The 25196-nt window shown below is 59.9% G+C and carries 23 protein-coding genes; 11 read left to right on the plus strand and 12 right to left on the minus strand.

The genetic code is table 11. The features are described from left to right. Window position 1: 1 nt before the first annotated feature. Both ACQ5BM_RS26345 and ACQ5BM_RS26350 read left to right on the plus strand, forming a co-directional pair. A complete protein-coding gene (locus ACQ5BM_RS26345; RefSeq protein ID WP_429817730.1) occupies window positions 2-1285 on the plus strand; it encodes an O-antigen ligase family protein in 1284 nt (427 codons plus the stop codon). Next, window positions 1285-2310, plus strand: coding sequence for an acyltransferase family protein (locus ACQ5BM_RS26350; RefSeq protein WP_429817732.1), 1026 nt, complete (start codon window positions 1285-1287; stop codon window positions 2308-2310). Before ACQ5BM_RS26345 ends, ACQ5BM_RS26350 begins: the two co-directional genes overlap by 1 nt. A gap of 51 nt (window positions 2311-2361) precedes the next feature. On the opposite strand, the gene galE is transcribed toward ACQ5BM_RS26350, so the two are convergent. Further along, the gene (galE, locus tag ACQ5BM_RS26355) at window positions 2362-3348 is read right to left on the minus strand and encodes a UDP-glucose 4-epimerase GalE (RefSeq protein WP_429817734.1); all 987 of its coding nucleotides are present in this window, start codon (window positions 3346-3348) and stop codon (window positions 2362-2364) included. Between the two features lie 336 nt (window positions 3349-3684). On the opposite strand from galE, the gene ACQ5BM_RS26360 reads away from it, so the two are divergent. From ACQ5BM_RS26360 to ACQ5BM_RS26390, 7 genes are all read left to right on the plus strand, one after another. Then, entirely contained in the window at window positions 3685-5325 is a 1641-nt protein-coding gene (locus ACQ5BM_RS26360; protein WP_429817736.1) for a TIGR04028 family ABC transporter substrate-binding protein, read from the plus strand. 75 nt (window positions 5326-5400) lie between these two features. Then, window positions 5401-6345 carry an ABC transporter permease gene (locus tag ACQ5BM_RS26365; RefSeq protein WP_429817738.1) on the plus strand — a complete coding sequence of 315 codons (945 nt, stop codon included), beginning with the start codon at window positions 5401-5403 and terminating at the stop codon, window positions 6343-6345. Next, complete coding sequence (locus ACQ5BM_RS26370) at window positions 6342-7226, plus strand: ABC transporter permease (protein WP_429817740.1); 885 nt, start codon at window positions 6342-6344, stop codon at window positions 7224-7226. Before ACQ5BM_RS26365 ends, ACQ5BM_RS26370 begins: the two co-directional genes overlap by 4 nt. After that, on the plus strand, window positions 7223-8866 hold the full coding sequence (locus tag ACQ5BM_RS26375; protein ID WP_429817742.1) for a dipeptide ABC transporter ATP-binding protein: 1644 nt from the start codon (window positions 7223-7225) through the stop codon (window positions 8864-8866). The genes ACQ5BM_RS26370 and ACQ5BM_RS26375 overlap by 4 nt, the downstream gene beginning before the upstream one ends. A 29-nt stretch (window positions 8867-8895) precedes the next feature. After that, window positions 8896-9942, plus strand: a complete 1047-nt coding sequence (locus ACQ5BM_RS26380; RefSeq protein WP_429817744.1) for a putative FMN-dependent luciferase-like monooxygenase — start codon at window positions 8896-8898, stop codon at window positions 9940-9942. A 37-nt stretch (window positions 9943-9979) separates the two neighbouring features. After that, complete coding sequence (locus ACQ5BM_RS26385) at window positions 9980-10597, plus strand: CMD domain protein (RefSeq protein ID WP_429817746.1); 618 nt, start codon at window positions 9980-9982, stop codon at window positions 10595-10597. Window positions 10598-10619: 22 nt separating this feature from the next. Continuing rightward, window positions 10620-11222, plus strand: coding sequence for an alkylhydroperoxidase domain protein (locus tag ACQ5BM_RS26390; protein ID WP_429817748.1), 603 nt, complete (start codon window positions 10620-10622; stop codon window positions 11220-11222). A 92-nt stretch (window positions 11223-11314) separates the two neighbouring features. Here ACQ5BM_RS26390 and ACQ5BM_RS26395 read toward each other — a convergent pair whose 3' ends face one another. The 4 genes from ACQ5BM_RS26395 to ACQ5BM_RS26410 form a co-directional block, all read right to left on the minus strand. After that, window positions 11315-12355 (minus strand): porin, encoded by a 1041-nt coding sequence (locus ACQ5BM_RS26395; RefSeq protein ID WP_429817750.1) that lies wholly within the window; start codon window positions 12353-12355, stop codon window positions 11315-11317. 758 nt (window positions 12356-13113) lie between these two features. Beyond that, window positions 13114-13524 carry a DUF983 domain-containing protein gene (locus ACQ5BM_RS26400; protein ID WP_429817752.1) on the minus strand — a complete coding sequence of 137 codons (411 nt, stop codon included), beginning with the start codon at window positions 13522-13524 and terminating at the stop codon, window positions 13114-13116. Window positions 13525-13710: 186 nt separating this feature from the next. Continuing rightward, entirely contained in the window at window positions 13711-15108 is a 1398-nt protein-coding gene (locus ACQ5BM_RS26405; RefSeq protein ID WP_429817754.1) for a PLP-dependent aminotransferase family protein, read from the minus strand. A 115-nt stretch (window positions 15109-15223) separates the two neighbouring features. Beyond that, window positions 15224-15844 carry a LysE family translocator gene (locus ACQ5BM_RS26410; protein ID WP_429817756.1) on the minus strand — a complete coding sequence of 207 codons (621 nt, stop codon included), beginning with the start codon at window positions 15842-15844 and terminating at the stop codon, window positions 15224-15226. A gap of 23 nt (window positions 15845-15867) precedes the next feature. Between ACQ5BM_RS26410 and ACQ5BM_RS26415 the strand changes: the two genes are divergently transcribed. Continuing rightward, window positions 15868-16839, plus strand: a complete 972-nt coding sequence (locus tag ACQ5BM_RS26415; RefSeq protein ID WP_429817758.1) for a LysR substrate-binding domain-containing protein — start codon at window positions 15868-15870, stop codon at window positions 16837-16839. 80 nt (window positions 16840-16919) lie between these two features. Continuing rightward, entirely contained in the window at window positions 16920-17783 is an 864-nt protein-coding gene (locus tag ACQ5BM_RS26420) for a pentapeptide repeat-containing protein (protein WP_429817760.1), read from the plus strand. 476 nt (window positions 17784-18259) lie between these two features. Here the strand turns inward: ACQ5BM_RS26420 and ACQ5BM_RS26425 are convergent, their stop codons facing one another. From ACQ5BM_RS26425 to ACQ5BM_RS26455, 7 genes are all read right to left on the minus strand, one after another. After that, window positions 18260-18628 carry an XRE family transcriptional regulator gene (locus tag ACQ5BM_RS26425; RefSeq protein WP_429817761.1) on the minus strand — a complete coding sequence of 123 codons (369 nt, stop codon included), beginning with the start codon at window positions 18626-18628 and terminating at the stop codon, window positions 18260-18262. Continuing rightward, the gene (locus ACQ5BM_RS26430; protein WP_429817763.1) at window positions 18628-18993 is read right to left on the minus strand and encodes a type II toxin-antitoxin system RelE/ParE family toxin; all 366 of its coding nucleotides are present in this window, start codon (window positions 18991-18993) and stop codon (window positions 18628-18630) included. The genes ACQ5BM_RS26425 and ACQ5BM_RS26430 overlap by 1 nt, the downstream gene beginning before the upstream one ends. Before the next feature lie 120 nt (window positions 18994-19113). After that, complete coding sequence (locus ACQ5BM_RS26435) at window positions 19114-19497, minus strand: HipA N-terminal domain-containing protein (RefSeq protein WP_429817765.1); 384 nt, start codon at window positions 19495-19497, stop codon at window positions 19114-19116. Next, window positions 19497-19724 (minus strand): helix-turn-helix transcriptional regulator, encoded by a 228-nt coding sequence (locus ACQ5BM_RS26440; protein WP_429817767.1) that lies wholly within the window; start codon window positions 19722-19724, stop codon window positions 19497-19499. Before ACQ5BM_RS26440 ends, ACQ5BM_RS26435 begins: the two co-directional genes overlap by 1 nt. A gap of 376 nt (window positions 19725-20100) precedes the next feature. After that, on the minus strand, window positions 20101-20676 hold the full coding sequence (locus ACQ5BM_RS26445; protein ID WP_429817769.1) for a nucleoside 2-deoxyribosyltransferase: 576 nt from the start codon (window positions 20674-20676) through the stop codon (window positions 20101-20103). A gap of 1128 nt (window positions 20677-21804) precedes the next feature. Then, on the minus strand, window positions 21805-22233 hold the full coding sequence (locus ACQ5BM_RS26450) for a hypothetical protein (protein ID WP_429817771.1): 429 nt from the start codon (window positions 22231-22233) through the stop codon (window positions 21805-21807). A gap of 626 nt (window positions 22234-22859) precedes the next feature. Beyond that, window positions 22860-23888 carry an IS110 family transposase gene (locus tag ACQ5BM_RS26455; protein ID WP_429817773.1) on the minus strand — a complete coding sequence of 343 codons (1029 nt, stop codon included), beginning with the start codon at window positions 23886-23888 and terminating at the stop codon, window positions 22860-22862. Between the last annotated feature and the right edge of the window lie 1308 nt (window positions 23889-25196).

Below are 25196 nucleotides of genomic sequence, written 5' to 3' on the forward strand. Positions count from 1 at the left end.
CGTGAAAATTGCGAAGTCGAGCTTGATATCGCCTGATCGCAACGGCGCCTATGGCACCGTTGCGATTGCGCTGTCGTTTTTCGTCTTCGCCTATTCGTCACGCTTCGGGCAGGTGTCGATCCTGCTCTATTACGGACTGTGGCTGCCGCTTGTCCTTGTCGATTACCGTCGCGTGCTCGGCAACTACGGCAGGCGTCTCTGGATCCTCGGCTTTGCCGTCTTTGCCTGCCTGTCGGTCTTCTGGTCGGCAGCACCGGCGATGACGGCCCGCACCGGGATCCAATATCTGTCGCATGTGGTTTGCGCCCTGATCGCCATGAGGCTCATCGACATCAGAACGCTGACGCGCGGTGCGATCGCGGGGACCGGGATCGTACTCGTTTATTCGCTGCTTTTTGGCGTCTACCATCTGGATCCGCTCGACGGCACATACAGCTTCGTCGGCGCCTTCGCTTCGAAGAACCAGTTGGGTTTCTACGCCTCGCTCGGCATCTATTTCGCTTTCATTGCGCCTGTCGCCCTTGGGGAGCGACGCCTGTGGCTCTTCGCATCCGCCGCAGTCGGACTGCTTGCGGCCTATTCGTTGCTCGCCTCGCAATCGGCCACTTCCGTCTTGACCACCGCCGTGATTATCGGGCTCTGGCTTGGCATGCGCGTCGTCGGGCTGCTCTCGCCCGGCCACCGCAAGGGTCTGTTTCTTGCTGCCGTCATCTGCGGCGCGTTGGTTGCGGTCGCGGGTATCTACGGTGGCGGCGTCGATCTGGTGCTCGGCCTTTTCGGCAAGGATTCGACGCTGACCGGGCGCACCTATCTCTGGCAGCAGGGTATTGAAGCAGCCATGGCCTCGCCTTTGGTGGGCGTTGGCTACCAGGCCTATTGGGTACAGGGCTTCTCGGAGGCCGAGCGCCTTTGGGAAGAGTTCTACATCGCGACGCGCTCAGGGTTTCACTTCCACAATACCTACATCGAGGCGATCGTGGAAACCGGTGCTATCGGGCTTGTGCTGTTATCGGGCATTCTGCTGACGACGGTGCTCGGCCACGTCAAGCGCCTCCTGACTGAGGACGATGACACCCAGTCCTCGGTGCTCTTCGGCGTCGCGATGTTGCTGCTGGTGCGCTCTTTCGTCGAGATCGACATCATGAACCCCTATCACGTCGGCTCGTTCCTGCTCTATTTCGCCGCCGGCAAACTGACATTGCCGATTGTCCGGCCTGAATTGCGCCCGGCCGAGGTCCGTAGCGCGCGGATCGCACCGCATGGCATGCCGCAGTTGAGGTACTGATGGATCGAACCACAGGGGGCGTGAAGGCCACAATCTACGGCATCCAGTATCTGCGCGCTTTTGCGGCGCTCGGCGTCGTCATCTTTCATGCGGCCGAACGCACGGGACATCATTTCGCGATCGGCGCTGCCGGCGTCGATGTCTTCTTTGTCATCAGCGGCTTCATCATGTGGGTGATCAGCGAGCGCCGGTCGATGTCGCCGTTATCCTTCCTGCGAGACCGCGTGCAAAGGATCGCGCCGGTCTATTGGTTGGCGACGATCGTGATGGTCGTTGGCGGCCTTGTCGGGCTCTTTCCCAATCTTGTGCTCAGCCCCGTTCACGTGATGGCGTCGCTGCTGTTCGTCCCGATGCCATCCCCAAGCACCGGCGAGGTCTGGCCGGTTCTCGTCCAGGGGTGGACGCTCAACTACGAGATGTTCTTCTACGCCCTCTTTGCCTTGACCCTGTTTGTACCGCGGTCGCGGCGACTGCTGGCGATCACCGCCTGCTTCCTGCTGCTGGTGGGCCTGGGCTATGCCATCGACAGCGCCAACACGCTGTTCGTCACCTACACGCGACCGATCATTCTCGAATTCGTGGCCGGCATGATCATAGCCGAGCTTTGGCTGCGGGGCAGGGTGCCAGGAACCAAGGCCGGCTTGGCGCTTGTCGCAATCGCGATTTCGGGTTTTGCGGCGCTGGCTGTGTTTCGTCTGCCCTTCGACGAATTCGTCCTTGGCCCCTTGGCCGTCATGCTCGTCTTCGGCACATTGGCGCTTGAGCACCGTGGCTGGTTTCGCGGGCGCGGGATGCCGATGCTTCTCGGCGATGCGTCCTATTCCATCTATCTCTGGCATACCTTCGCCATATCGGTTGTGGTGAAGGTCTGTGCCAGGGCAGGTGTCGACCTGGCTCTATCGGCGTTCCTCGCCGTCTTGGCGGGAACGGCATTGGGTGTCGCAGCCTACATTCTCTTCGAAAAACCGCTGACGCGACGTTTGCGCTCGCGGGTCGTGTCGAAGCCACTACAGCAGGCGGCCTAGCTTAAGTCTTTTGGTGCGGCGACCGAAGCGCCGCACCGGTTCAGCGCTTTATTAGACGCCCTGGTTGCGACGCGAATGCCAGTTCCAGGCGGTGCGGGTGATGTCCGACAGATCGTATCGCGGGACCCAGCCGAGAATGTCGCGTGCCTTGTCGTTGTTGGCGACCAGTGTCGTGGAATCGCCTTCGCGACGCTCGACCAAATCAATGTTGAATTCGCGGCCGGAGACATCGGCGATCGCCGTCAAAAGCTCCTTGACGGTAGTGCCCGTGCCCGTGCCGAGATTGAGTTCGACGCTGTCGCCGCCGGAAAGCAGGTATTCGACCGCGCGCACATGCGCATCGGCCAGATCAAGCACATGGATGTAGTCGCGGACACAGGTGCCGTCGCGGGTGTCGTAGTCCGTGCCGAAGATCTTGAAGCTTTGGCGGCGGCCAAGGGCTGCGTCGATCGCAAGCGGGATCGCATGCGTCTCGGGCTCATGCCACTCGCCGATGCGGCCTTCCGGGTCAGCACCGGCTGCGTTGAAGTAGCGAAGGATCACTGAACGAAGCCCCTTGTACTGGCCATAGTCCTTCAGCGCCTGCTCGCATACCCACTTTGTCCGGCCATAGGGGTTGATCGGCGCCTGCCGGTGCTGCTCGTCGATCGGAACGCTTTCCGGCAGGCCGTAGGTTGCGCAGGTCGATGAGAAGACGAAGGCTTCGACGCCGGCCGCGAGCGCGGCAGAAAGCAGCGTCAGGGTGCCGATGACGTTGTTGTCGTAAAAGGAGACCGGGTCCTTGACCGATTCACCGACCTCGATCATCGCGGCGAAGTGTAGGATCGCGCGCGGCTTGTGGCGGGCAAGCACGTCGTCGAGCCGCTGGCGATCGCGGATATCACCCTTTTCGAGCACGCCCCATTTGACGAATTCCTCGTGACCATTCGACAGGTTGTCGTAGACGACGGGTTCGAACCCCTTGTTGGCAAGTTCGAGGCAGGTGTGCGAGCCGATATAGCCGGCACCGCCGACGACGAGAACTTTGTTGCTTTCCATGATGCTTTTCGATCCCTGGGAGGTTCAAAGGAATTGCCGAGATTTTTCAACGGATAATGACAGGATTGTCAATGCCGGCCGCAATCAAGCACGCGTCCATGTCGCGTGTGTGGCGGGCGGGCTGAGCGGCGGCTTTTCCACAAGGACAAGCCACTCCATGGCATGTCGAGATCGGCGCGAAAGTCCGCTCCGGGGACAATTATCTCAGCCTGGCCCGTGAGCGAGATGCTTCTTTCCCATCCGCCAAAACATATAGCATATTAATTTACTAGATTTAATTGATAATGGCCGCGACAGTCGTACCATTGCCTTCGGATTTTTGAAGGAAGGCTTCTCATGACGACGAAACTCAAACGGCTTGCGCTTACCTTGGCGATGCTCGCAGCGACCAGCTTGGCCCACCCGGGTGCCCGGGCCGAAGGCACGGCGGAGCCGGTCAAGGGCGGGACACTGATCTATCTGGAGCAGCAGGCCCATACCAATCTCTATCCCCCCGCAGGCGGTTTCTATCCGAACGGTGGTATCCTCAATCAGATCACGGACAAGCTGACCTATCAGAACCCGAAGACGCTCGAGATCGAGCCGTGGATTGCCGAATCCTGGACGGTCAACGCGGATGCAACCGAATACACGTTCAAGATCCGCCCCGGCGTCACCTTCTCTGACGGCACGCCACTTGACGCGGCAGCGGTCGCCAAGAACTACGACGTTTTCGGCCTCGGCAACAAGGCGCTGAAGCAACCGGTTTCCGAGGTCATCAACAACTATGAACGAAGCGAAGTCGTCGACCCGCTGACCGTGAAATTCTACTTCAAGAAGCCATCGCCGGGCTTCCTGCAGGGAACATCGGTGATCGGTTCCGGCCTCGTGGCGGCAAGCACGCTCGCGCTGCCGTTCGAAGAACTTGGCGACGCGACCAAGATCATCGGCTCCGGTCCCTTCGTGGTCGAGAGCGAGACGATCGGCAAGGAACTGAAACTCAAGGCGCGTGAGGAGTACAATTGGGGGCCGGCGAAGCTCGAGCACCAGGGGCGAGCCTATCTCGATGGCATCACCTACATCATCACCGGCGAGGATAGCGTCCGCATCGGTGCGCTGCTTGCAGGCCAGGCCGATTTCATCCGCCAGGTCCAGGCCTATGACGAGAGCCAGGTCGAGGCGCAGGACTATCAGATCTATGCGCCATCGACACGCGGCGTGAACAACAGTGTGGTTTTCCGACCCGACAATCCGTTGGTGGCTGATGTCAAGGTGCGCCAGGCGCTGCTGCATGCGACCGACACCAAGGAAATCGTCACGACGCTGTTTTCGGCCAACTATCCGCAGGCGACCTCGATCATCGCGTCCTCGGCACTCGGCTACAAGGATATCTCGGCCAAGCTCGCTTTCGATCCGGAGAAGGCCAAGGCGCTGCTCGACGAGGCCGGCTGGTCGGTTGGTTCTAATGGCCTGCGCCAGAAGGACGGCAAGGAGCTGGTCCTGACTGCCTATGAATCGCTGCCGCAGCCGCAGAACAAGGAAACGCTGCAACTCGTCGCCCAGCAATGGGGCAAGGTGGGCGTGAAGCTCAATGTGCTTGCCGGCGACAGCGGCAGCAAGACGGTCGACGATCTCGATCCTCTGAAGACGCCGGTCTCGCCAGCCATGGTCGGCCGCGCCGACCCCGATGTGATCAAGAGCCAATACTATCCGAAGAACCGTGACGTACTGCGCCAGAAAGGCGGGCTCAGCGACAAGGTCCAGAGCTTCGTCGACGACAGGCTGAACGGTCTGCTCGAGGCCCTGGCCTCCGAACCGAACCGCGAAAAGCGGCTGGCGATTGCTGGCGAGATCCAGGATTACGTCGTCGACCAGGCCTATGCGATCCCGATCTTCGAGGAGCCGCAGGCCTATGCCGGTGCCCCATATGTCCAGGGCGTCGCCTTCGAGGCTGTCGGTCGTCCGAGCTTCTACAGCACCTGGCTCGCCGAGCATTGATCGACCCGCGGCCACCGCGGACCGCGGTGGCCGCCACTCCCGACAACTGGATATCTGGGTGCAGAGGAACGGATCATGTCCGCCTATTTGCTCAATCGTGTTGGACAGGCGCTCTTCGTCCTGTGGGCCGCTTTCACGATCTCCTTCGTGTTGCTGCAGGCGATGCCCGGCGACGCGATCCTCATCAAGTTTCAGAACCCCGATCTTGGGCTGACCGCTCAACAGGTTGCCGAGATCCGGGCATCCTATGCGGCCGATAGCCCCGTTATCGTCCAGTACGCACACACGATCGGCAAGTTCCTGACCGGCAACTTCGGCTATTCCGTTCAGGCCGGTGTTCCGGTGAGCAGTCTGCTTGCGGCTCATCTGCCGGCGACGTTGAAGCTCGCCACACTTGGCTTCCTCCTTGCCTTAGTGCTGGCAAACCTCATTGCCTTCCTTTCCAGCCTGACGCCGTTCGCCTGGCTGCGCGGCGCGCTGCAATCCGTTCCTTCACTCTTCATTTCGATCCCCACTTTCTGGCTGGGGATCATGCTGATCCAGATCTTTTCCTTTCGCCTGAAGCTCGTACCGGTCATCAATCCGGGCCCATGGCAGGAATTGATCCTGCCAGTCATCACGCTGGCGGTGCCGATCTCCGCACCGCTCGCCCAGGTGCTCGTGCGCAACATCGACGACGTGATGACGCGACCCTTCGTCGGCGTTGCCCGCGCCAAGGGCGCCAACCGCCAGTGGATACTCTGGCGGCACGTCGCGAAGAATGCACTCCTCCCGACATTGACCATCGCCGGCGTGCTCTTCGGCGAACTGATCGCCGGGGCCGTCGTGACGGAAACCGTCTTCGGGCTCAACGGCATCGGTGGTTTGACCGAACGCGCCGTCGGCAGCCAGGACGCCGCCGTCCTTCAGGCCATCGTCGTGCTCTCGGCGCTCGCCTTCGTGATCATCAATCTCGCCGTGGACCTGCTTTTCCCAGTGCTCGATCCGCGCCTGAGAACAAAAATCGGAGCCGCCGCATGACCACTTTCGATACACTTCACGAGGACGCCTCCGCGGACGCAAGCCGGCAGCGCCAAGGACAGCGCTCTCGTGCGGCCTCGACGCTCCACCGCGTGCCTCCGGGACTGGCCTTGTCCTGGCTGATCTTGGCGACAGTTTTCCTCTGGGCGGTCGTCCCCTCGCTCTTCACGGGCTACAACCCGCTCGAGGGGGTGGGGGGCGCGCAATTGAAACGCCCGACCGCAGAACATCTGCTGGGGACCGATGCACTCGGACGAGATCTCTACGCCCGCATCGTCCATGGTGCCGTGCATTCGCTGACCGGTGCCTTCGTCGCGGTTGGCCTCGGACTTATCGTCGGGACCGGGCTCGGCGTCGTCGCCGGCTCGGTCCGGCGTCGCTTTGACGACGCGATCATGCGCCTCGTCGACGTTTTCCTGTCAATCCCGCCACTGTTGCTTTCACTCAGCATCATCATCCTGCTTGGGTTCGGCACGGTGAATGCGGCCATTGCCGTCGGCGTTACCTCGGTCGCTGGTTTCGCCAGATTGGCGCGCGCCGAAGTCGTCCGTGTGCGCCGCAGCGACTATGTCGAAGCCGCCTTTGGCAGCGGCGGTACCTTTGTATCGGTGCTTTGGCGGCACATTCTGCCGAACTCGCTGACGTCGGTTCTTGCCTTCGCATCGCTGCAATTCGGCTCAGCGGTCCTGCAAATCTCGACCCTCGGCTTTCTCGGCTATGGCGCGCCACCGCCGACGCCCGAATGGGGGCTGCTGATCGCAGAAGGACGCAATTACATCTCGACGGCCTGGTGGCTGACGACGGCTCCCGGCGTCGTGGTCGTTCTCGTCGTATTGGCCGCCAACCGGGTCAGCCAATCCTTTGGAAGGGCCGCCGCATGACCGTAATTTCCAATCAAGTGCCGCCCGTTCTCGAAGTCGAGGGGCTCTGCATCGCCTATGATGATGGGACTGCGCCGCGCCGCGTCGTCCAAGATGTTTCCTTCCGCATCAATCCTGGCGAAGTCATTGCTCTTGTCGGTGAATCCGGCTCGGGCAAGACGACCACGGCGCAGTCGATCATCGGTCTGCTCGCCGCCAACGGCCGCGTGGAGCGCGGCAGCATCAAGCTCAACGGGACAGACATCGCCCGGTGGACCGATCGGCAACTGCAGACGGTACGTGGCGCCAGGATCAGCCTGGTGCCGCAGGACCCGGGAAACTCTCTCAATCCGGTCAAGACCATCGGGGCGCAGATCGGCGAGATCTTCCGGATTCACGGGGCGCTGCACCCGGACGAAATCGACCGCCGCGTCATCTCGCTGCTCGAGCGCGTGGGGCTGAGCGAGCCGGAACTGAGAGCACGGCAGTATCCGCACGAGCTATCGGGCGGCATGCGTCAGCGCGTATTGATCGCGATCGCCGTCGCCCTGAAACCGCAATTGATCATCGCCGACGAGCCGACGAGTGCACTCGACGTCACGGTGCAGAAACGCATTCTCGATCTCATCGATGAATTGCGAGCCGAGTACGGCACCGCCGTGCTCCTCGTGACCCACGATCTCGGCGTCGCGGCTGACCGCGCTGATCGGATCGTCGTCCTCCAGAACGGGCGAATTCAAGAACAGGGCGCGGCCGGCGCCGTTCTTAAGGCTCCGCGCAGCCCTTACACGAGAGAACTGCTTGCGGCTGCACCGTCCTTTGCGCGGCCGGTGTCCAGGCCACCACCGGAAGCGCATTCAAGCTCCCCAGGCGTTCGGGACGATATTGTCGTGGTGGACGGTCTTGTTCGCGAATTTGCCGGCGAGGGAAGCAGCCGGTTTCGCGCCGTCGACGATCTGAGCTTTCGCGTCCGCCGCGGGTCGACCCACGCAATCGTTGGTGAATCCGGCTCGGGGAAGACGACGACCATCCGCAGTATCGTTGGCTTCGACAAACCAACTGCGGGGCGGATCGACATCGACGGGACAGATCTCTCGCGCCTTGCTGGTGAGGATCTCCGGCAGTTTCGACGCAAGATCCAGCTCGTCTACCAGAACCCCTACGGATCGCTCGATCCGCGCCAAAGCATCCTGCAGATCGTGACGGAGCCATTGCTCAATTTCAGCAGGCTCAAACGTACCGATCGCGAGGAGAAGGCGAGGGCGATCCTCACCCGTGTCGGGTTGCCCGAAGACGTGCTCGCACGGCGGCCGCACGCGCTTTCCGGCGGTCAACGCCAGCGGGTCGCGATCGCCAGGGCGCTTGTGCTCGATCCTCAGGTGCTGGTGCTGGACGAAGCCGTATCCGCACTGGATGTGAGCGTCCAGGCGCGCATTCTCGCACTGCTCCAGGAACTGCAGAGCGATCTCGGCCTCACCTACCTCTTCGTGTCCCACGACCTCGCCGTTGTGCGCCAGATATCCGACACCGTTTCCGTCCTGAAGGATGGCCGCCTCGTCGACGGTGGCTCGGTTTCGGAGGTCTTCGAACACCCGAGAAGCGCGTACACGCGCGAACTGATCAACGCCATTCCCGGGCAAAACCGCCGGGCCGCGGCCTGAGGCAGCGGGAACGAAAGACAGGACTGACCATGACAGAGACGACCCCACGCAAGCGCCTTGGCTTTTTCACGCGCCTGCTCGACGATGTCCCCGCCGGCACTCGCTATTACTATGCCAAGGAGCAGATCGTCGCGGCCGAGCGCTTCGGCTTCGACACGGCCTGGGTGGCGCAGCACCATTTTCATGCTGATGAGGGCGGCCTGCCCGCGCCCCTTGTCTTCCTCGCTCATGTGGCCGCCGAGACGACGCGCATCCGCCTTGGCACGGGCGTCATCACCTTGCCGCTCGAAAACCCGATACGGGTGGCGGAAGATGCAGCGGTTTTTGATTTGCTTTCCGGCGGCCGGCTGGAGGTCGGCTTCGGTACAGGCGGAACGCCGTCATCCTTCACCGCCTTCGGCCTTGAAAGCGCGGAGCGTGGTGCGGTCTTTGGCCAGCATCTGCAAATCGTGCTTGATGCCTGGGCCGGCCGAGCGCTTGCCGGCGGGGATCGTCTCTATCCCGCAGCTCCGCAACTGCTTAATCGTATCTGGCAGGCGACCTTCTCGGTCGCCGGCGGCGAGCGCGCCGGTCGCGCTGGCGACGGCCTGATGCTTTCGCGCACGCAGCCGCGAACGCAGGACAACCCGAATGCCACATTGGCGGAACTGCAGAACCCGATCATTGACGCCTATCTGCATGCGCTACCCTCCGGTCGCGCGCCGCGCATTCTCGGTTCCCGCAGCCTTTTTGTCGCCGATAGCCGCGCCGAAGCGCTGCGGCTGGCGGAGATCGGATTGAACCGCGGTGCAGAACGCCTGATTGCCGCCGGCCATAAGGTTGCCGGCAACTCCCTTGCCGATCTGATCGCCGCCTTCGACGTGCATGTCGGATCGGTGGACGATGTCATCGAAAGCCTCAGCCGTGACGAAACCCTGGAGCGTGTGACCGACCTCGTGTTCCAGGTGCACTCGGTGGATCCGCCGCACCCGTTGATCCTGCGCTCGATCGAACTGATCGCGACCAAGGTTGCACCGGCGCTCGGCTGGTCGCCGCAGGAAAAGGTCCATTCGCGCCGTTTCGGAGCCGTCGGCTGAGACCGAACACCGCATTCACCCTTAGAGGAGACCAAGCATGACCCAAGTGCCACCAGACGTCATCGATCTGCTCGCCGGCATCACACCGGGATCGAACCTCGACCGCATCCGCGCCCAACGACCCGAAACGCGAGAACAGGCGCAGCAAAGCTATCTCGCGCTGTTTCGACCCAAAGCGTTTGGCGGCGTCTCCTTGGCGGAGCGGCACACGATTGCGAGCTTCATCGCCGGACTTCACCGTCAGCCGGATATCTATGAATTCTACGTCAATCCGCTGGAGGAAAGCGGTACGGACCGCTGGCTTGTCGAAGTATTGAAGGCGGAGATCGGGGCAGGGCGGGCGACGGGTCCCTACGGCGACTATCCCGCGGGTCCGTTGAGCGTCGAAAACAAGGCTGGGCCGCTTTACCGCGTCTCGGACACAAACCGCGACGTGCTTGGCGAAAGGCTCTCAGCCGCGTTGGAGGATGCCCATCTGCTCGTCTTCCGCCCGCGCGAGGCCAGCCCGCAAGCGTTGCAGGCGCTGCTCGATGCCGGCTGGACGACGGATAGCATCGTCACGTTGTCGCAACTCATCTCGTTCGTCGCGTTCCAGGTTCGCGTGATCGCCGGGCTCAGCCTGCTCTCGGCCGCTTCGAAGCGTGCCGCCGCATAAGTCATCGAGAGGAACCGAGACAATGACCGAACGTGCCATCATCCCAGACGTAGCAAATCCTCCTGTAACCTTCACTCAAGCCGAGATCGGCTGGACACCCTGGCTCCAGCCTTTGGCGGAAGACGATCTCACCGAACGACACCTCCTTGGACTTGTCGAAGCTGCGCGCGCAAAGTCTCCCTATTTTCGTCTGCTGGTGCGCGATCCGGAGGTGCTGGAGGCACGCACGAAGGCGGACAAGGACATTTTCTACAACACCCGCACGGGCCTGCCGCGTGCCGAGCGCGAACTCGCGGCCACGGCCGCCTCGCGCTCAAATGGCTGCATCTTCTGCGCATCCGTCCATTCTCGTTTCGCGTCTCACCATTCGAAACGAGGCGAGGACGTGCAAAAGCTGTTGGACGAGGGGGTGGATACCGAACTGGGCGAACGCTGGAATGCGATCGTTGCTGCCTCGGTCGCGCTGACTGCGACACCGCCGGCCTTCAGCGACGAGCACGTTAAACGGTTGACTGCGGCGGGGCTTGACGAGCTGGAAATCGCCGACGTGATCCACTGCGCCGCCTTCTTCAACTGGGCGAACCGTCTGATGCTTTCGCTGGGCGAGCCAACTCCGGCCACCTGACTAACGTCGGACCTGGCGGCTTTCGCTAGCAATAGCAAAGCCCGCAACCTCGGCAGGGGTCGCGGGCCTTTCTTTATCCGATGGGGATCGGATTAGAAGTTGCGCTGCAGGCGGACGAAGCCCGACACGTAATCGCGGTCGGTCGTAGCCGTCAGGTCTTCCTGGTTGTACTGGACCGAAATACGGGTCGCCAGACCTTCGGTGATCGCATAGTCGAGCGTCACGCCGGCGCGCCACTTGTCGAGGTCGTTGTTGAACTCATTGCCGGTGCGCAGGCTATCCCAGTACTGAACGCCAGGGGTGATCTTCAACTTGTCGGTGGCCTTGAAGGCGTACGAAGCTGCAACGCTCCATTCCGACGCACGCCAATAGGTGTTCGGGTCGGAAGCCCAGATGCCAGCGACCTGGAGAGTGCCCGGGCCGAGCTCTGCCGAAAGCAGGGCGCGGATCGCGCCTTCTTCGACTTCGGTGTCGTAGCCGCCGAGCAGATCGAAGGATACGCCGCCGAGCGAAGCCGAAACGATACCTTCGACGCCAACGCCGTTGGCCTTAGTGGTCCAACCTTCGAGTTCGTCAACTGCGATACCAGCCTGGAACGAACCGCCATCATAGAGGTAGGCGATCGAGTTGAATTCGGTGACGTTGCCGATCGAGTCGGTCTCGCCGTTCAGGCCCTTATCCCACCAGCTGTAGAAGAAACCGGCCTTAAGGCCACCGAGCTGGATGTAAGCTTCGTCGACGTCGATGCGGCTGTCGCCGGCGTCGGTATCGTTGTCGGCGTTGAACTCAGCGGCGAAGAAGCCGGTGAGCGTGCCGTACTCGGTGTCACTCTTGGCAGAGAACGAGATGTAAGCGCGGGAGAAGGCATCCCAGTCGGAGGTGCCGGCCGTGCCCCAGCCCTGACGGCCGTTGACTTCATCCGGACCGAAGGAGGTCTGGAAGCGGAGGAAGCCGCCGATCTTGAGGCAGGTTTCGGTGCCCGGGATGTAGAAGTAGCCGGTGCCGAAAGCGTCGCAAACGCGAACATATTCCATGGGCTCCGGCTCGGCTGCGACGATTGCGTCGGCTGCCTGGGCGCCGGAAACCGCTGCGAGAGCAGCGGCGGAGCCGAGAAGAAGACTTTTGATATTCATGCGGACGATCTCTCTAATGGTTTTCAAGGTCAACAAGGCCCGACCCTGGTGTCCCCCAGAGATTTACCGGCTACCTCGCTTCGCGCTGCGACGAAATGAACCGTCCACGATGACTCGCGGCGGGCAGCGGCGACAGCGCTATCACCCTGAAACGACAGTTTTGTAACAATTTCTCCTCGAATCTCCCGAGGACTTCATTGCTATATAGTGTTGCAATATGGCAACTAGCATATGTTCTAAAATATATCGGAAGGGCGGAAAATAATAATGAATCCGAACGATATTTATCGATACGAATATAATTGACAAAGAACCCTCATAAAAACTTCATGAGGCCCACATTGACGGATTATTGTCTCTATTTTACCTAAAGCCGGCCTTTGAGAAGAGAGGCTTCCGGTGAAAGGCGCCGTCAACGATCAACAGTTGGCGGCGCAATTACTTTTTAGGGGGTTGCGATTTTAGGGCGCGAACCGGCCCTTCGCGATCGGAGCGCTATGGCTCCGCACGTCGCGCCTCAAAAACTGCTAAGAAAGGAACCCTTGCGCCACCGGCTCCGGTGCGTTCCTCACGCCCGCGCGGATACCAAGGAGAAAGCCTTGTTCGACCATTGCGGCTCTTTATCGGGCAAGTGGTCAGCCTTCCGGATAGCGGTGAGGGTATCTGGCGCCTGAAAGGCGTGCCGTACCTGGAGGCGGTCGCCGCGCTATCGGCGACCGGTCGCATGTCTCCGCGGAGGGGCGCCGGCTCAGCTAGTGCTATTGCGTCGTCGGAACGCGTGAATCTGCGCTGCGCCTGACAACCTTGCCCTCCTCAGCCTTGTAGAAGAACTGACTTGAGACGAGCCATCCCTTCAAGGGTCGAAGCGGCGGGATGCATGTCAGCAGCATGAAGGGGCCTGTGACCAGCAAGTGAACCCATAGTGGCGCGCTGTACTGAACCTCAAGCCAGACGCCAAGAAGCACACTTGGCACGCAGGCAAAACAGATAACGAAGAAGGCAGGCCCGTCGGCTGGGTCGGCGAAGGAATAGTCGAGGCCGCAGACTTCGCATTCCTTGCGCATCTTCAGGAACCCCTCGAAGAGGTGTCCCTGTCCGCAGCGCGGACAACGGCCGCGCAGGCCGGTCTGCATGGGCGGGATAGGAGGCCAATCGTGATCCGAAGACATCGTCGTTCCTTTCAGGCGTCGTGTCCGGCGCATTCATGATGTTGCGCCGATGTTGCCTGGTATGCGGTCGGCCATTTCAGGCGCCGCCTCAGGTCCAGGGGATTAAGCGCCCGAAAGCATACATTGTCAATTTATTGTATGCATACATTGCTGCGACAATTTCGCCCGCAAACGTCAGGCCTCTCGTTAGACCACGAGGCTCGATGCGGCCGGGGACTGGCCGAGAAGATCGGCGATGATCAGCAGGCTGCGACGCAGTTCCTCTTGCGTCGCTGGCGCGCCAAGCCCCAGGCGTACAGCCTCCGGGGGTGGGCAGAGGGAAAAGGCGTCGCTCGGAACCACCGCAATGCCCGCCGCCTGCAGCCGCCCGCTGAACTCACCGCGTGTCCACGGTTGCGGCAGGCGCAACCAGACGTGAAAAGCGCTTTTGTCGGTAACGGCCGTGTCCTTCGAAAGGAAGTTTTCCGCCATTTGTTGCCGTACGGCCGTTTCGCTACGGATCGCGGCGAGGACGGCATCGGCCGTCCCATCCTCGATCCAGCGGGTCGCGACCGCCGCTGTGAGAGGTGAAGCAAGACCGGCGGTCGCCCGGATGGCGCCCTCGATCCGGACCGAACTGCGGCTATCCGGAACGACGAGATAGGCGACGCGGAGCGCCGGTGAAAGGCATTTCGCGAGGCCCCCGATGTAGTAGACGAGATCGGGCGCCAGAGCGGCAAGTGCGGGTGGCGGCGCGACGGGCAGGGCGCCGTAGGCGTCATCTTCAATGATCGGTACGCCGTGCCGTCTGGCGATGGCAACGATCGCTTCGCGACGCTCCAGCGGGAGCGTGGCGGTTGTCGGATTGTGAAGTGTCGGATTGCAATAAAGTGCCTTTAATGCTTGCGTTGAACATAGCTCATCAAAGGCTTCTGGTATAAGACCTTTTTCATCAACGGCGATCCCTATCAGCGTGAGGCCGAGATGGGCGGCAAGCGCCCGGAGGCCGGGGTAGGCAATTGCCTCGGCACATATGGTGTCACCTGGCTTTGCCAAGCTACTAAGCGTTGCAAGCAGCGCGCCTTGTGCGCCGGGGCAGACAAGTACGCGCTCGACCGGCGCCGCGCCGAGGCGCGGCCTCAGCCAGGCGGCGCCGACGGCTCTGTTGTGCAGAGTGCCAGCCGGCGCCTGGTAGCGCATCAGGAGGTCGAGTGCGTGTTCGGCCTGAAGTGACGCCATGTTCTCCCAGAGCCTTGCTGCAAGCGCTTGATCGTCAAACAATGGCGGCAGGTTCATGCTCATGTCGACTATGCCGCCGGTCGCCGGACGGGCATTCTTGGCGCGCCGTGCCTTAATATAGGTGCCCTGGCCGACGCGACCTTCCACGAGGCCACGATGCCTCGCTTCGTTATAAGCGCGGCTGACGGTGGTGAAATCGATTCCAAGAGCCTCGGCGAGCACGCGTTGCGGCGGCAGCCGGATGCCGTCCACAAGGCGGCCATCAGCGATATCCGCTGCAATCGCATCCGCAATCGCGAGATAGAGAGGTCCATCCGACTTGCGAAGGGTGGGGCGCCAAGAGATCTGCAGGCGTTCGCCGTTCATCACTACAATATCCGACTTTTATGATTGTATGGATATTGCATGCTTTCGTGTGATGGGCAAGTCAACCGCCTGGATACTGAACGAGGTAGACGCCCCCAGGAGCGATTCAGCGCCGCTAGGACCTGGTGACACTGGTGGACGCCAATAGCACGCCAAAGCCCACTAGCAGGGTGCCGAAGACGCGGTCGATCCAGTGCCGCAGTCGAAGCAGGCGGATACACACCGCACCGACGGAGAAGAACAATGCCACCAAGGCGAACCAGAGGATATGGGTCGTCGCGATGAACGCGCCATAGCCGATTTGCACAGAGAGCGGTGTCGACGGTCCGACCACCTGCATGAAGAGGCTGACGATGAAGACAGTCGTTTTCGGATTGAGCGCATTGGTGAAGAAACCGGTGCGCAAGGCACCGAGATCGGAGAGTGGCGGGACGTTGACCTTTTCCAGGGAGTCCGCTGGCCTCGCGCGCAACATCTTGAAACCAAGCCAGACCAGGTAGCCGGCACCGCCAAGCTTCAAGATGCTGAAAAGAAGGATCGATTGCCGAACAACGAGCCCGATACCCAGGATGGTGTAGGCGACATGAATGCAGACACCTGCGCCGATCCCGAGCGCGGTCAGGACGCCTGCCCGCCGGGAGAGCAGGAGGCTGTTGCGCGTGACCATCGCGAAATCGGGGCCGGGGCTGATGACAGCCAACATGGTAATTGTGATAACAGCTAACAGTTCCGTCATTGTAAATTTTGCCCGTTCCTTTGATGATGTGGCACTTTAAAGGACAACGTGTACGGCGACTAACGATGAGTTCTGACAACATTGGTGAGCAACACTCACAGATTCATGCCATCCGGCTGCCGCCTTTGGTGGCGCTCCGTTGCTTCGAGGCAGCGGCCAGGTTGGAGAGTTTCAGCCGTGCTGCCGACACCCTGAACCTCACCCATGGCGCGGTCAGCAGGGCAGTTCGCCTCGTCGAGGATGACCTGGGCGTGGCGCTGTTTGAAAGGCGAAGCCGGCGCGTCTTCTTGACGGATGCCGGGCGCAAGCTCGCTCAGGCCGTGCGCGAAGGGTTCGCACTGGTCGAGGCAGCAGTCCATGAAATCAAGGAGGAGGCGAGGGTGCCGGCCCTGGTGGTCTCCTGTGAGCCGACGCTCTTGATGCGCTGGCTCATTCCGCGGCTTCCGGATTTTCAGCGGCAGCACCCTGATGTCCCTGTGCATCTCGTAGCGGGAGGCGGTTCGGTGACACTTGGACGCGGCATCGATCTTGCCATACGGCGGAACGATTTCGAGCAGGCTGAGTTGGTCCATGCGATCCCGCTGTTTCGCGAACGGACCGGGCCGGTCTGCCGCGCGGACAAGGTCATGTCGTTCTTCGCCCCATCAGACGCAAGTCGCTTGCCGGAACTGCGTCACGATGCGGTTCTCCTCCATGCGCGCAGCCGCCCGGACGCGTGGGAGACCTGGGCAAGGCTCTCGGGTTGCCGCACGCTCGGGCGACGCTCCCAGAGTTTCGAGCACTTCTATATCAGCCTCCAGGCCGCGATCGCCGGGATCGGAGTCGCAGTCGGCCCGTGGCAGCTCGTCCGGGATGACATCGACAGCGGCATTCTGGCCGCGCCGATGGGATTTAGCGAGGACGGAACGGTCTACCAACTGCTTGCGCCGGCAGCCATTGCGACGCAGAGCCCGCACGCGAAATTGCGTGACTGGTTGTTGGCGGCCGCCATCTGAAACAAACCGTTTTCATTTCTGTCATTTGCATAAAGGGCAGCAACGTCATACGTTTACCAGCGAAGCACGCACAACCGGTGATGCCGATCGTCCGAAGGATGTGCATGCCATCTGAAATACAATCGATTCGACCCCGCGGGTCCCGGAGCGGCGCCATGACTATCCTCAAAACCGATCTCGACCACGGGTGCGGCACGATGCGCCAATCCACGGCGCTGCGCCAGAAAACGCTGAAAATCGCGGCGCGCACGGTGAAAAAACTGCTGGGACCGGCGGTGACCGCTTGCCTCGTTACCCTTGCGGCACCGGCAGTGGGCCACGCCGCCAGTTGCAAGGACTCGGCCACACCCGGAGCGGACTGGACCGATTGCAACAAGAAGGCGCTCATGCTTGGCGGCAGCGATCTGCAAGGCGCCAATCTGGTCAATACGGATTTCACCTTGACCGATCTGCGCGGCGCCAATCTGACAGGCGCCAACCTGGAAAAAGCCACGCTGGTGCGATCATCGGTAGCCGGCGCTCTGGCCGAGGGCGCGAATTTTTCGAAGATCGAAGCCTATCGCTGCAATTTCGCGGGTATCGCCGCCGAAAAGGCGTCCTTCGTCAATTCGGAACTGCAGCGTGCGAATTTCACCGGAGCTCGGCTGACGGGTGCGAGTTTCGAGAAAGCCGAACTCGGGCGCGCCAATTTCGATAGGGCAGAGCTGACCGGAACCCGTTTCACACACGCCAACCTGTCGCGCGCCAGCTTTACCAACTCGAGCTTTACAGGTCCGATCGACTTCGATGGCGCCTTCATGTTCCTGACGCGGATCGAGGGCGTAAACCTCTCCGAGGCGACCGGGCTCGAACAGGAGCAGATTGACTTAACCTGTGGCGATAGCTCGACCAAGTTGCCTGCGGGCTTGCGCACGCCAGCGGCCTGGCCCTGCGCCTCCGACTAGACTAGGGATATCCGCTGCTCCCCGAACATCGACGCGATACGCCACGATCGAACATCGAACTTCAGCGGAAACTCATTGTGATGACGGCGGACGGCATTTCGCGCGACTTCGCCACGCGCGTGCTTCGAAATCGACGCGGTCTCCGGAGAAAACGGCGCACCCGAGGCGAGCTATGGCATGCGGAGCCAGTCTCCGGAAAGCCGAGGCTTATTTTTGTGCCCAATCCCGGCGTGGAAAACAGCGGCTCCTTCATCAATGCTTGGGCTGGCAGATGCCACGGTGGGGATGCGCCGCCAAAGCGTCGGACGGAACAAATGGCTAATCTGAACGCGGTCCGGGTGGTATTGAAACCAGGGCTTTCAGGATTGCGGCATTAGATAGCGAAAGCCACTAAAAGCGGCTTACTCAATTGAATTAAGAAAAGAAGCAATCTCGGAGCTGCATGCAGAAAACGGCGCAGATCACGCACTGCAGTGCTAAGCTGTAACACGACGGGAGCGGCTCGGCCTTCGTGGAACTTCCGAAAAAATCTTCTCGCCGATACCCGCTAAGCGAACAGGAGCATGGTCCTTGAACTTAACGACCAGCTCTAGCTCTCCACCGAGAGCCTCCACGTAATCCCGGAGTGTTGAGAGAAGAAAATCAGAGCGCTTTTCAATCTGCGCGACCGAAACCTGCTTCTTACCCATCTTCTGTCCGATATGCTCCTGCGTTAAGTCGAGCGCTTTCCGCAGTTTTTGAAGCGTGTCATATTCCTCGAGCAATTCCTTAGCCCGTAGGTCGGATGCCTCGATCATCTCGGGAGTCATCGTTTCGGCAAAAACGTCCTTTGCTGATTTAGCCATCACTCTTTCTCCTTCTTCTTCAACTCTTTTAAATGTGCCTCGTAACGCTTGTCGGCAGTGTTGATCAGTTTCTTATAAAACTTCTTTTCATTCGTACCCGACTTGTCTCCGGCGACAAGGACAACGGCTTTCCTCTCTGGATCGAATGCAAAGGCTGCCCTCCAAACCCCATCAGCCGCATCAAACCGAAGCTCCTTCATGTTTGCGTAATCCGAACCATTCAGGGTATCAGCCCGTGGTCGTCCGAGCTCAGGTCCACGAGCCTCAAGGAGCGAAACCATGGCTCGCAGTTCAATCTTTACCTCTTTATCAAACTCCGCGAATTCCTTAGCGAAGTCATCATCAAACACCACATTCCATGTCATGGGATATAGCTTTCATATTATATAATGTCAACGTTATAAGTCGCTCCTCGCGTGTGCAGGATAGCGTTGCACAATCATTGATTAACGCATCGCGTCGATAAGCGACAGTCATTCAGAAATTCAATGTGGATGGATCACTTTGGGCAATCTGACGCTAATTCGGACAACTGGCACCTTCGATTGGGCGTCGGCCAACAATACTTTAAGCCTTAACATTGCCGCCCAAGCGACCGAGCAGCGCGATATCATTTGCAGGTGAGACGCCCAATGCTTGCGCTGCAGCCAGGCGCTGGCTCTCTTCGGGCAGCAGGCCGCCAAAAAATGGTCTGCATCACGACGGGAAAAACGTGCCGGGCGCTTCGGGAGGGAGGCTGAAAGCGGAAGTGTGCTTTCATCGTCAAGCCAAGCTTCAGCGTAGGCGAAGCCGATATCGCCGTGCCGGTCCTGGGTGAATTGCCCGACAATTCGACCATCCCACCAGACGTTGAGAACCCTTGCCGTCATTATCTGCGTTCACCAGGAGCCAGAATATCGACCGAACAGCCGAGCGTTTGCAGAACCTGCAACACTTTTCCTATCTGAGCTGTCGGCTTGCCGGCCTCGAGATCGACAATGAACCGGAGCCCGACGCCGGCAGCGCCGGCAAGTTCGTCCTGCCGCAAGTTTTGCTCCTTGCGTGCACTTCGGATCAAGGTGCCGATATCAGATGGAGTTTTAACGCGCTTTGCCATCATTATTTTCCCGCTCGGGAAAATAACAAAATATTGGGTGTCCTGTCGAGATTAATTTTCCCGAACGGGAAAATTAACGCGGTCAGGGATAGCTTCCGCAGATAATCTCCCGATCGGCAAATTTTATAGGAGATTGTCTCGGCCCGACCAATCGTTTGATGCGCATAAGCGAACGGAGAGGATTGAACCAGCCCTTGATGCCTCGATGATGCCGAAGGGATGGAGAACTACAAGCTGGCGACCGAGCGATCGGCGATAGCGGTAGATCACGGCAAAGCTTTCGCCCTTCGTGTCTAGGGCGGCGACGGGTCCGTCAAAGTCGATGACTTCTCTGACTTCGGCAGGCCCTTGCCGGACGGCAGGATCGACCGTAACTCTACCCCAGGTGCCGCCTTGCGGCGATGGCCAGGCACTCCTTGAAAGCCTCGAGATCGGTGAAGCGATCGGCCTCCGGTACTTCGCGCTTGATCAACACTCCCTCCCGGCGAAGGATGCCGCCGTCCAGCATGAGATTGTCGGCCATGTCGAAATCTTCGATGCTGAGGCCGTCGGGGCCGGCCATGCGTCCGTCAGGGCGCAGCGCAGCGTTACCCCGGTAATGGTCATCCAGGATACGTTCGTAGTAGCTGCGCGAGGTGTTGGTATAGGCGTAGACATGCTTGCCACGGCCACACATGAAGCCCAGTTCGAACACCGTGCCGACATCGGCACTGATGCCGCGAAACGGCGTCAGGTTGGCGATGATCATGTAGGATGCCAGCATCATGCCCTCATCGACGGCATAGATCGCCTGGCCGCGTTCATGCTTGGTGGGGGCTGGTGGGATTTCAAGGTCGCCGGGCACCAGAGGCGTGAAGCCGGCCGCACGCGCCAGAGCCGCTTTCTCCTTTTGGATCTCGACCGCGTTGGACAGAAAAACTTCCGGGCCAGCGAGATAGACTTTCACGCGCATTCCTCCTCACGTTTCAGGTGGCCAATCTAGGAGAGCAACGCCGGCGCGCCTAGCTGCGGACCAAAGCAAGCGTGCTTACCCACGGATTTTTCTCGCCTTTTGTCAAACCGCAACGGACACGACCCGCTCTAGGAGACCCCTTCGGGACCACCAACTGCGCGACAGATCGGCGGATCGAGAAACGGGTGGGGTGAGACGTTAAAACAGCCGACAGTTTCTTGCCGGCGATTCCAGCCGACCAGCCTTTGGTCTCCTAACTGTAGGCCTCGCCAGGCGCGCGGGGATACACGATCACGCTCGAAACTATCTCGCGAAACATTCGCGCAATTTCCATAGACGGTTCGGCTCTCCTGCGTGTTTTAGCGTCGACTGATACCACCTTTCTTGTCATTAGCCATCTACGGATGGATTCATAAGAGATTTCCCTTAGAAATAGAGTTGCTGGCTCGAAGGCTTCACCAAGGTAAATTCGGGGCAGGGGCGGGCGGCAAAGCAAAGAAATGGCCTCGCTGTCACGTGGGGCCATTGAAAGATTGTGCTGCTCAAACAGGGCGTTGTCGGCTAGTAACCGAAGTAGACTGTCACGCCTTGCCGCCGCTCGTAGCGGTAATAGTCACGATAGCCGTATCGGTAATGATCACGATATCCGTAATACCGGGAGTAACGAGGGTAGCACCTTCCGTAGTAACCGCAGAGACGATAGGCGTACCGTCGGTCCCAGTGACGATCCGCATGCCAATGGCGATGGCTCCGGTGTTTTACCTGCTCGACGTCGCCGGCCTGCATCTGTTCGGATTTTGGCACGAGGATCGGAGCGGCGTTTAGCGATGAGGCGAAGGATGCAGCTAGGACTACGGCTGCGAAGGTGGATAATAGCTTCTTCATTTTACGCATCCTCTCCAGTTCTCAGCTTTGATCCCTCAAGCCTGAACCTCCGCGCGCTCGACCTTGGCGGAACCTAGCCTTGAGGTGGACCCCAGAGCGCTGGGTCGCTTGGGGCTGGGGTCGCGCTCTGGGATCACTGGCGCCAACGGCGGGGGCCTCCGATACCGTTGGTGCTAAAACAGCAATGGCGGGGCAATGCAGATTCGGCAACGCAGCTCCGACCTTTGCGTGAGCGCGCCAGACCTAAGTCCGAGGTTCTCCGCTTCCCGATCGACCATAGGAAGACGGGCCCATGCCGTGATACTTCGGCATGAAGAATGTGCATTCGTATCTGTCGGTCAGGGCCACCAGCAGCGCGCTCGTGATCGTCCTCTTGGCGTTGTCTCTCTTGTTCGCGTCAATGCCCACGAGGTCCTTCGCCACGGCTTCGGACACCTTCCAAAGCTCGTCCGCCAGAACGCCGATGATCTCGGCTTCGTCGACGGCGGCTCCGCCACGTTCGATCCGATGATTGATGCGGATGCCCTCAACGATCGACTTCGCGAACCAATGAGCGCTGGGCTTCTCCCGGCGCCGTGACTGGCCCGTTCCGGCATACGCCCGTTTTATCGGAGTTCGCGTGGTCGTGAGGCGGATATAGATGACTTGGTCGAGGTTCTTATAATCAGGCACAGGTTCTCTCCTGGCAGGTATCTGCCGGTTGGTGTTGTGCCGCACTGTTGAGGAAAAGCGCCTCCGCCTGACGCTTGATTGTCTATGGCAGCTTCGAGGGCGGCCAGCTCTCCGGTCGGTGTTCGAAGCATAACCAATTCGGCGCTCCTCTGCCGATCGCAAAGCCGAAACTGCCCCACGCCTTGCAGCCAGGATGTTCGCACCAGTGGTTCACAAGCAAGGAATCCGCTCTCGGGTCCGTGCTCTTCTCGTCACTCATGATGCATGCCTTCCATTTGCGTGTTCCGCAAATGTTCTCATCGGCGCGCCGGCGAGTCAACGTCCAGATGTCGGTAATCGAGCTAGTCTCTCGAACCCAGTCGTCATATGTGGACGGCCGTTTATGGCAAGGCTTTTAGACGTGTGAATGACCTTGGTTACGGCGATCGTATGTCCGGCCTTCTGGTGCGGAATAGATCTCCGCTGGCCTTAATGATATCCGACAACCTGGGGCCACATCAAAGATGCGAGCTCTATAGCTCAGACGACTGGTCGGGGTTTCCCTGGTCTTCGGTAACAACCGTTGTCATTCATTAGGTCTTATGCACTTACCAAACTAACTAGAGTTCCACTGCTTCGACGGCGGCTTATGCTTTCGCGAATTTCTCCAAGCGGAAACTTTCGCCCGTTTTCTTGACCGCCCATATGATCCGAGCAAGCTTGTTTGCGAGCGCTACTGTCACGAGCCTCGCCGGCTTCTTGGCAAGGAGTCCCACAATCCAATCGCGCAAAGCACCTTTTCGTCTGCCTAAAACATTCAGGAGAGATGTCGCCGCTAGGACCAGGAGTTTCCTGATATACCGGTTACCTTGTTTAGTGATGGCTCCAAGGGATTGCTTTCCGCCACTTGAGTTCTGGCGCGGTGTAAGTCCGAGCCAAGCGGCGAAATCGCGTCCCGATCTGAACACTTCTGCATTGGGCATGCTGGCATCGATCACCGTAGCGGTCAGCATGCCGACGCCGGGTATTTCCGCGAGCAATTGGCTCATGTCACTTGACGAATGGGCTTCGGCTATTTCCCTCTCTAACCGATCGACAGAGATGTCGATCTCTCGGATCTGCTGTGCCAGCGTTTTTACCACCACCCTTGCGGCGCTCGGGAGGGTTACATCGTGTTCAGCTTTATCCAGCAAGTCGTCGACCTTGCCAATGCCCTTTGCAGAGATGATGCCAAACTCCGCCAGGTGGCTTCGCAGGGCATTGACGCTCATCGTCCGTTGCTTGACCAGAAGATCACGCGTTCTGTGTACGGCCAGTGTCGCTTGCTGTTGCGGGCTTTTGACTGGAACAAAACGCATCCCGGGCCGCGATAATGCCTCGCAGATTGCTTCTGCATCGACAGCATCGTTCTTGCCACGCTTCACATAGGGCTTGGTGTAAGCCGGGGGCATCAGGACCGCTTCATGGCCCATTGCCTTGAGTTCGCGCGCCCAATAGTGCGCTGAGCCACAGGCTTCCATGCCGACGAGGCAAGGCTCGATCCGCGAAAAGAACTCTCTCATCTTCGCTCGCGTTAGCTTGCGTCTTACGATGGAAGATCCGTCCTCACTCGCCAGTGCATGGATCTGGAAATAGTTCTTAGCAAGATCAACACCAATTCTGATAAACTGTTGCATGGGCGGTCTCCCTTCTGTGGCGCTCCGGCGACCACGTCATGGCACTATGATGCCGCTGAGGTGAGGCCGTCCACACCATCAAAGATAACGCCGCCAATGTTCTCAACTCGATCGATCGCGAAAACGTCTTCGCCGACACGGCAAACCGCGTGACGCGCGGCTCAGACACGGCGATGGGTGCCCGTTTCAATCAGTTCCTCGGCGAGGTATCGAAAGGGCAGGATATCTCCTCTGATGCGACACTGACGGGGACGGCAGGCAAATTGGTCAGGCACTCGTGAGGAGAGTGGTCCAGAAGAATGCCGATGCAAACGCCGGCAAACTGGCGGAAGATATCGGGCGCCTTAGCGTTGCAAAGGGTGCCGCGCGAGACCAGATCAATGACGCCATCCTTCGCCGTGCTCAGCAAAACGTGATAAGCAACGGATGTCGACGGTGCGAGAGGGGTGGTGGCCGGGCTGGCTATTCATTTTCTGCCGGACGTGGGGAACTGACGGATAGTATCCCATCGGCCGAGAACGAAGCCGATGCATAATCCGGCGATAATGCCGTCGACAACCTAGATCGCCTCGTCAGGGACGATGTCGAGCGGCCATCTCAACCGAGGAGGGGTACGGCAACCGCAAGTACGATCACGGCCGTAAGCACGCCGATGATCTTCAGCGTTGCGCGGGACGGCTCATGACGGTTGTGGTTGATCTGCGTCTCCACAACATAAACGAGAAATGTGGGAATTGACGAAGGCCCAGGATCGAAGAAAAACCCGAGGACTGGCCTCGGGTTTCTTTGCTGACCTACCGGAGGCCCTCGCACCGAAGCTGGTGTGTACCAGCCTGATATCGGCGAAGGTTGCCGAGCTTCATGTCCTGATGTCTCGGACAGGCGCCGTTGGCTTTATAAGGCTTGCACAGTAGGCAGCCGGCGCGCGCGTTCTTTGGTTTCCGTCGCTTGTGATGCATTTCCAACTCCGATCAATGTCGGTGCGCCCTCCAGGCGCCCGAGTGTGATCGGCAGGAACTCAATTTGAAATCTCTGGTCGCTCATCCTTGTCCCTCGGTACTTGGGGCAATGAAACCGAAAAACCGTTGACATGACAAGGCTCTCGTTTTGGGGCCTTTTTCTATGGAGAACTGGAAATGCCTCGAAACGGCTCAAGAGTATACAGCAGGCCATTAGGGACAGTTGCCGTCCCGAATACGACTATCGAGTCTGCCAAGTTCAATTCCGTGGTTGACGATGTCGCGGCCGACCTCAATCTGGCTCGGCCCATTTCCCACGTGGCACCGGGGGTGACCGCGGGCGAAGCCG

It is taken from the genome of Ensifer sp. B1-9, assembly GCF_050474445.1.
Classification (GTDB): Bacteria; Pseudomonadota; Alphaproteobacteria; order Rhizobiales; family Rhizobiaceae; genus Ensifer.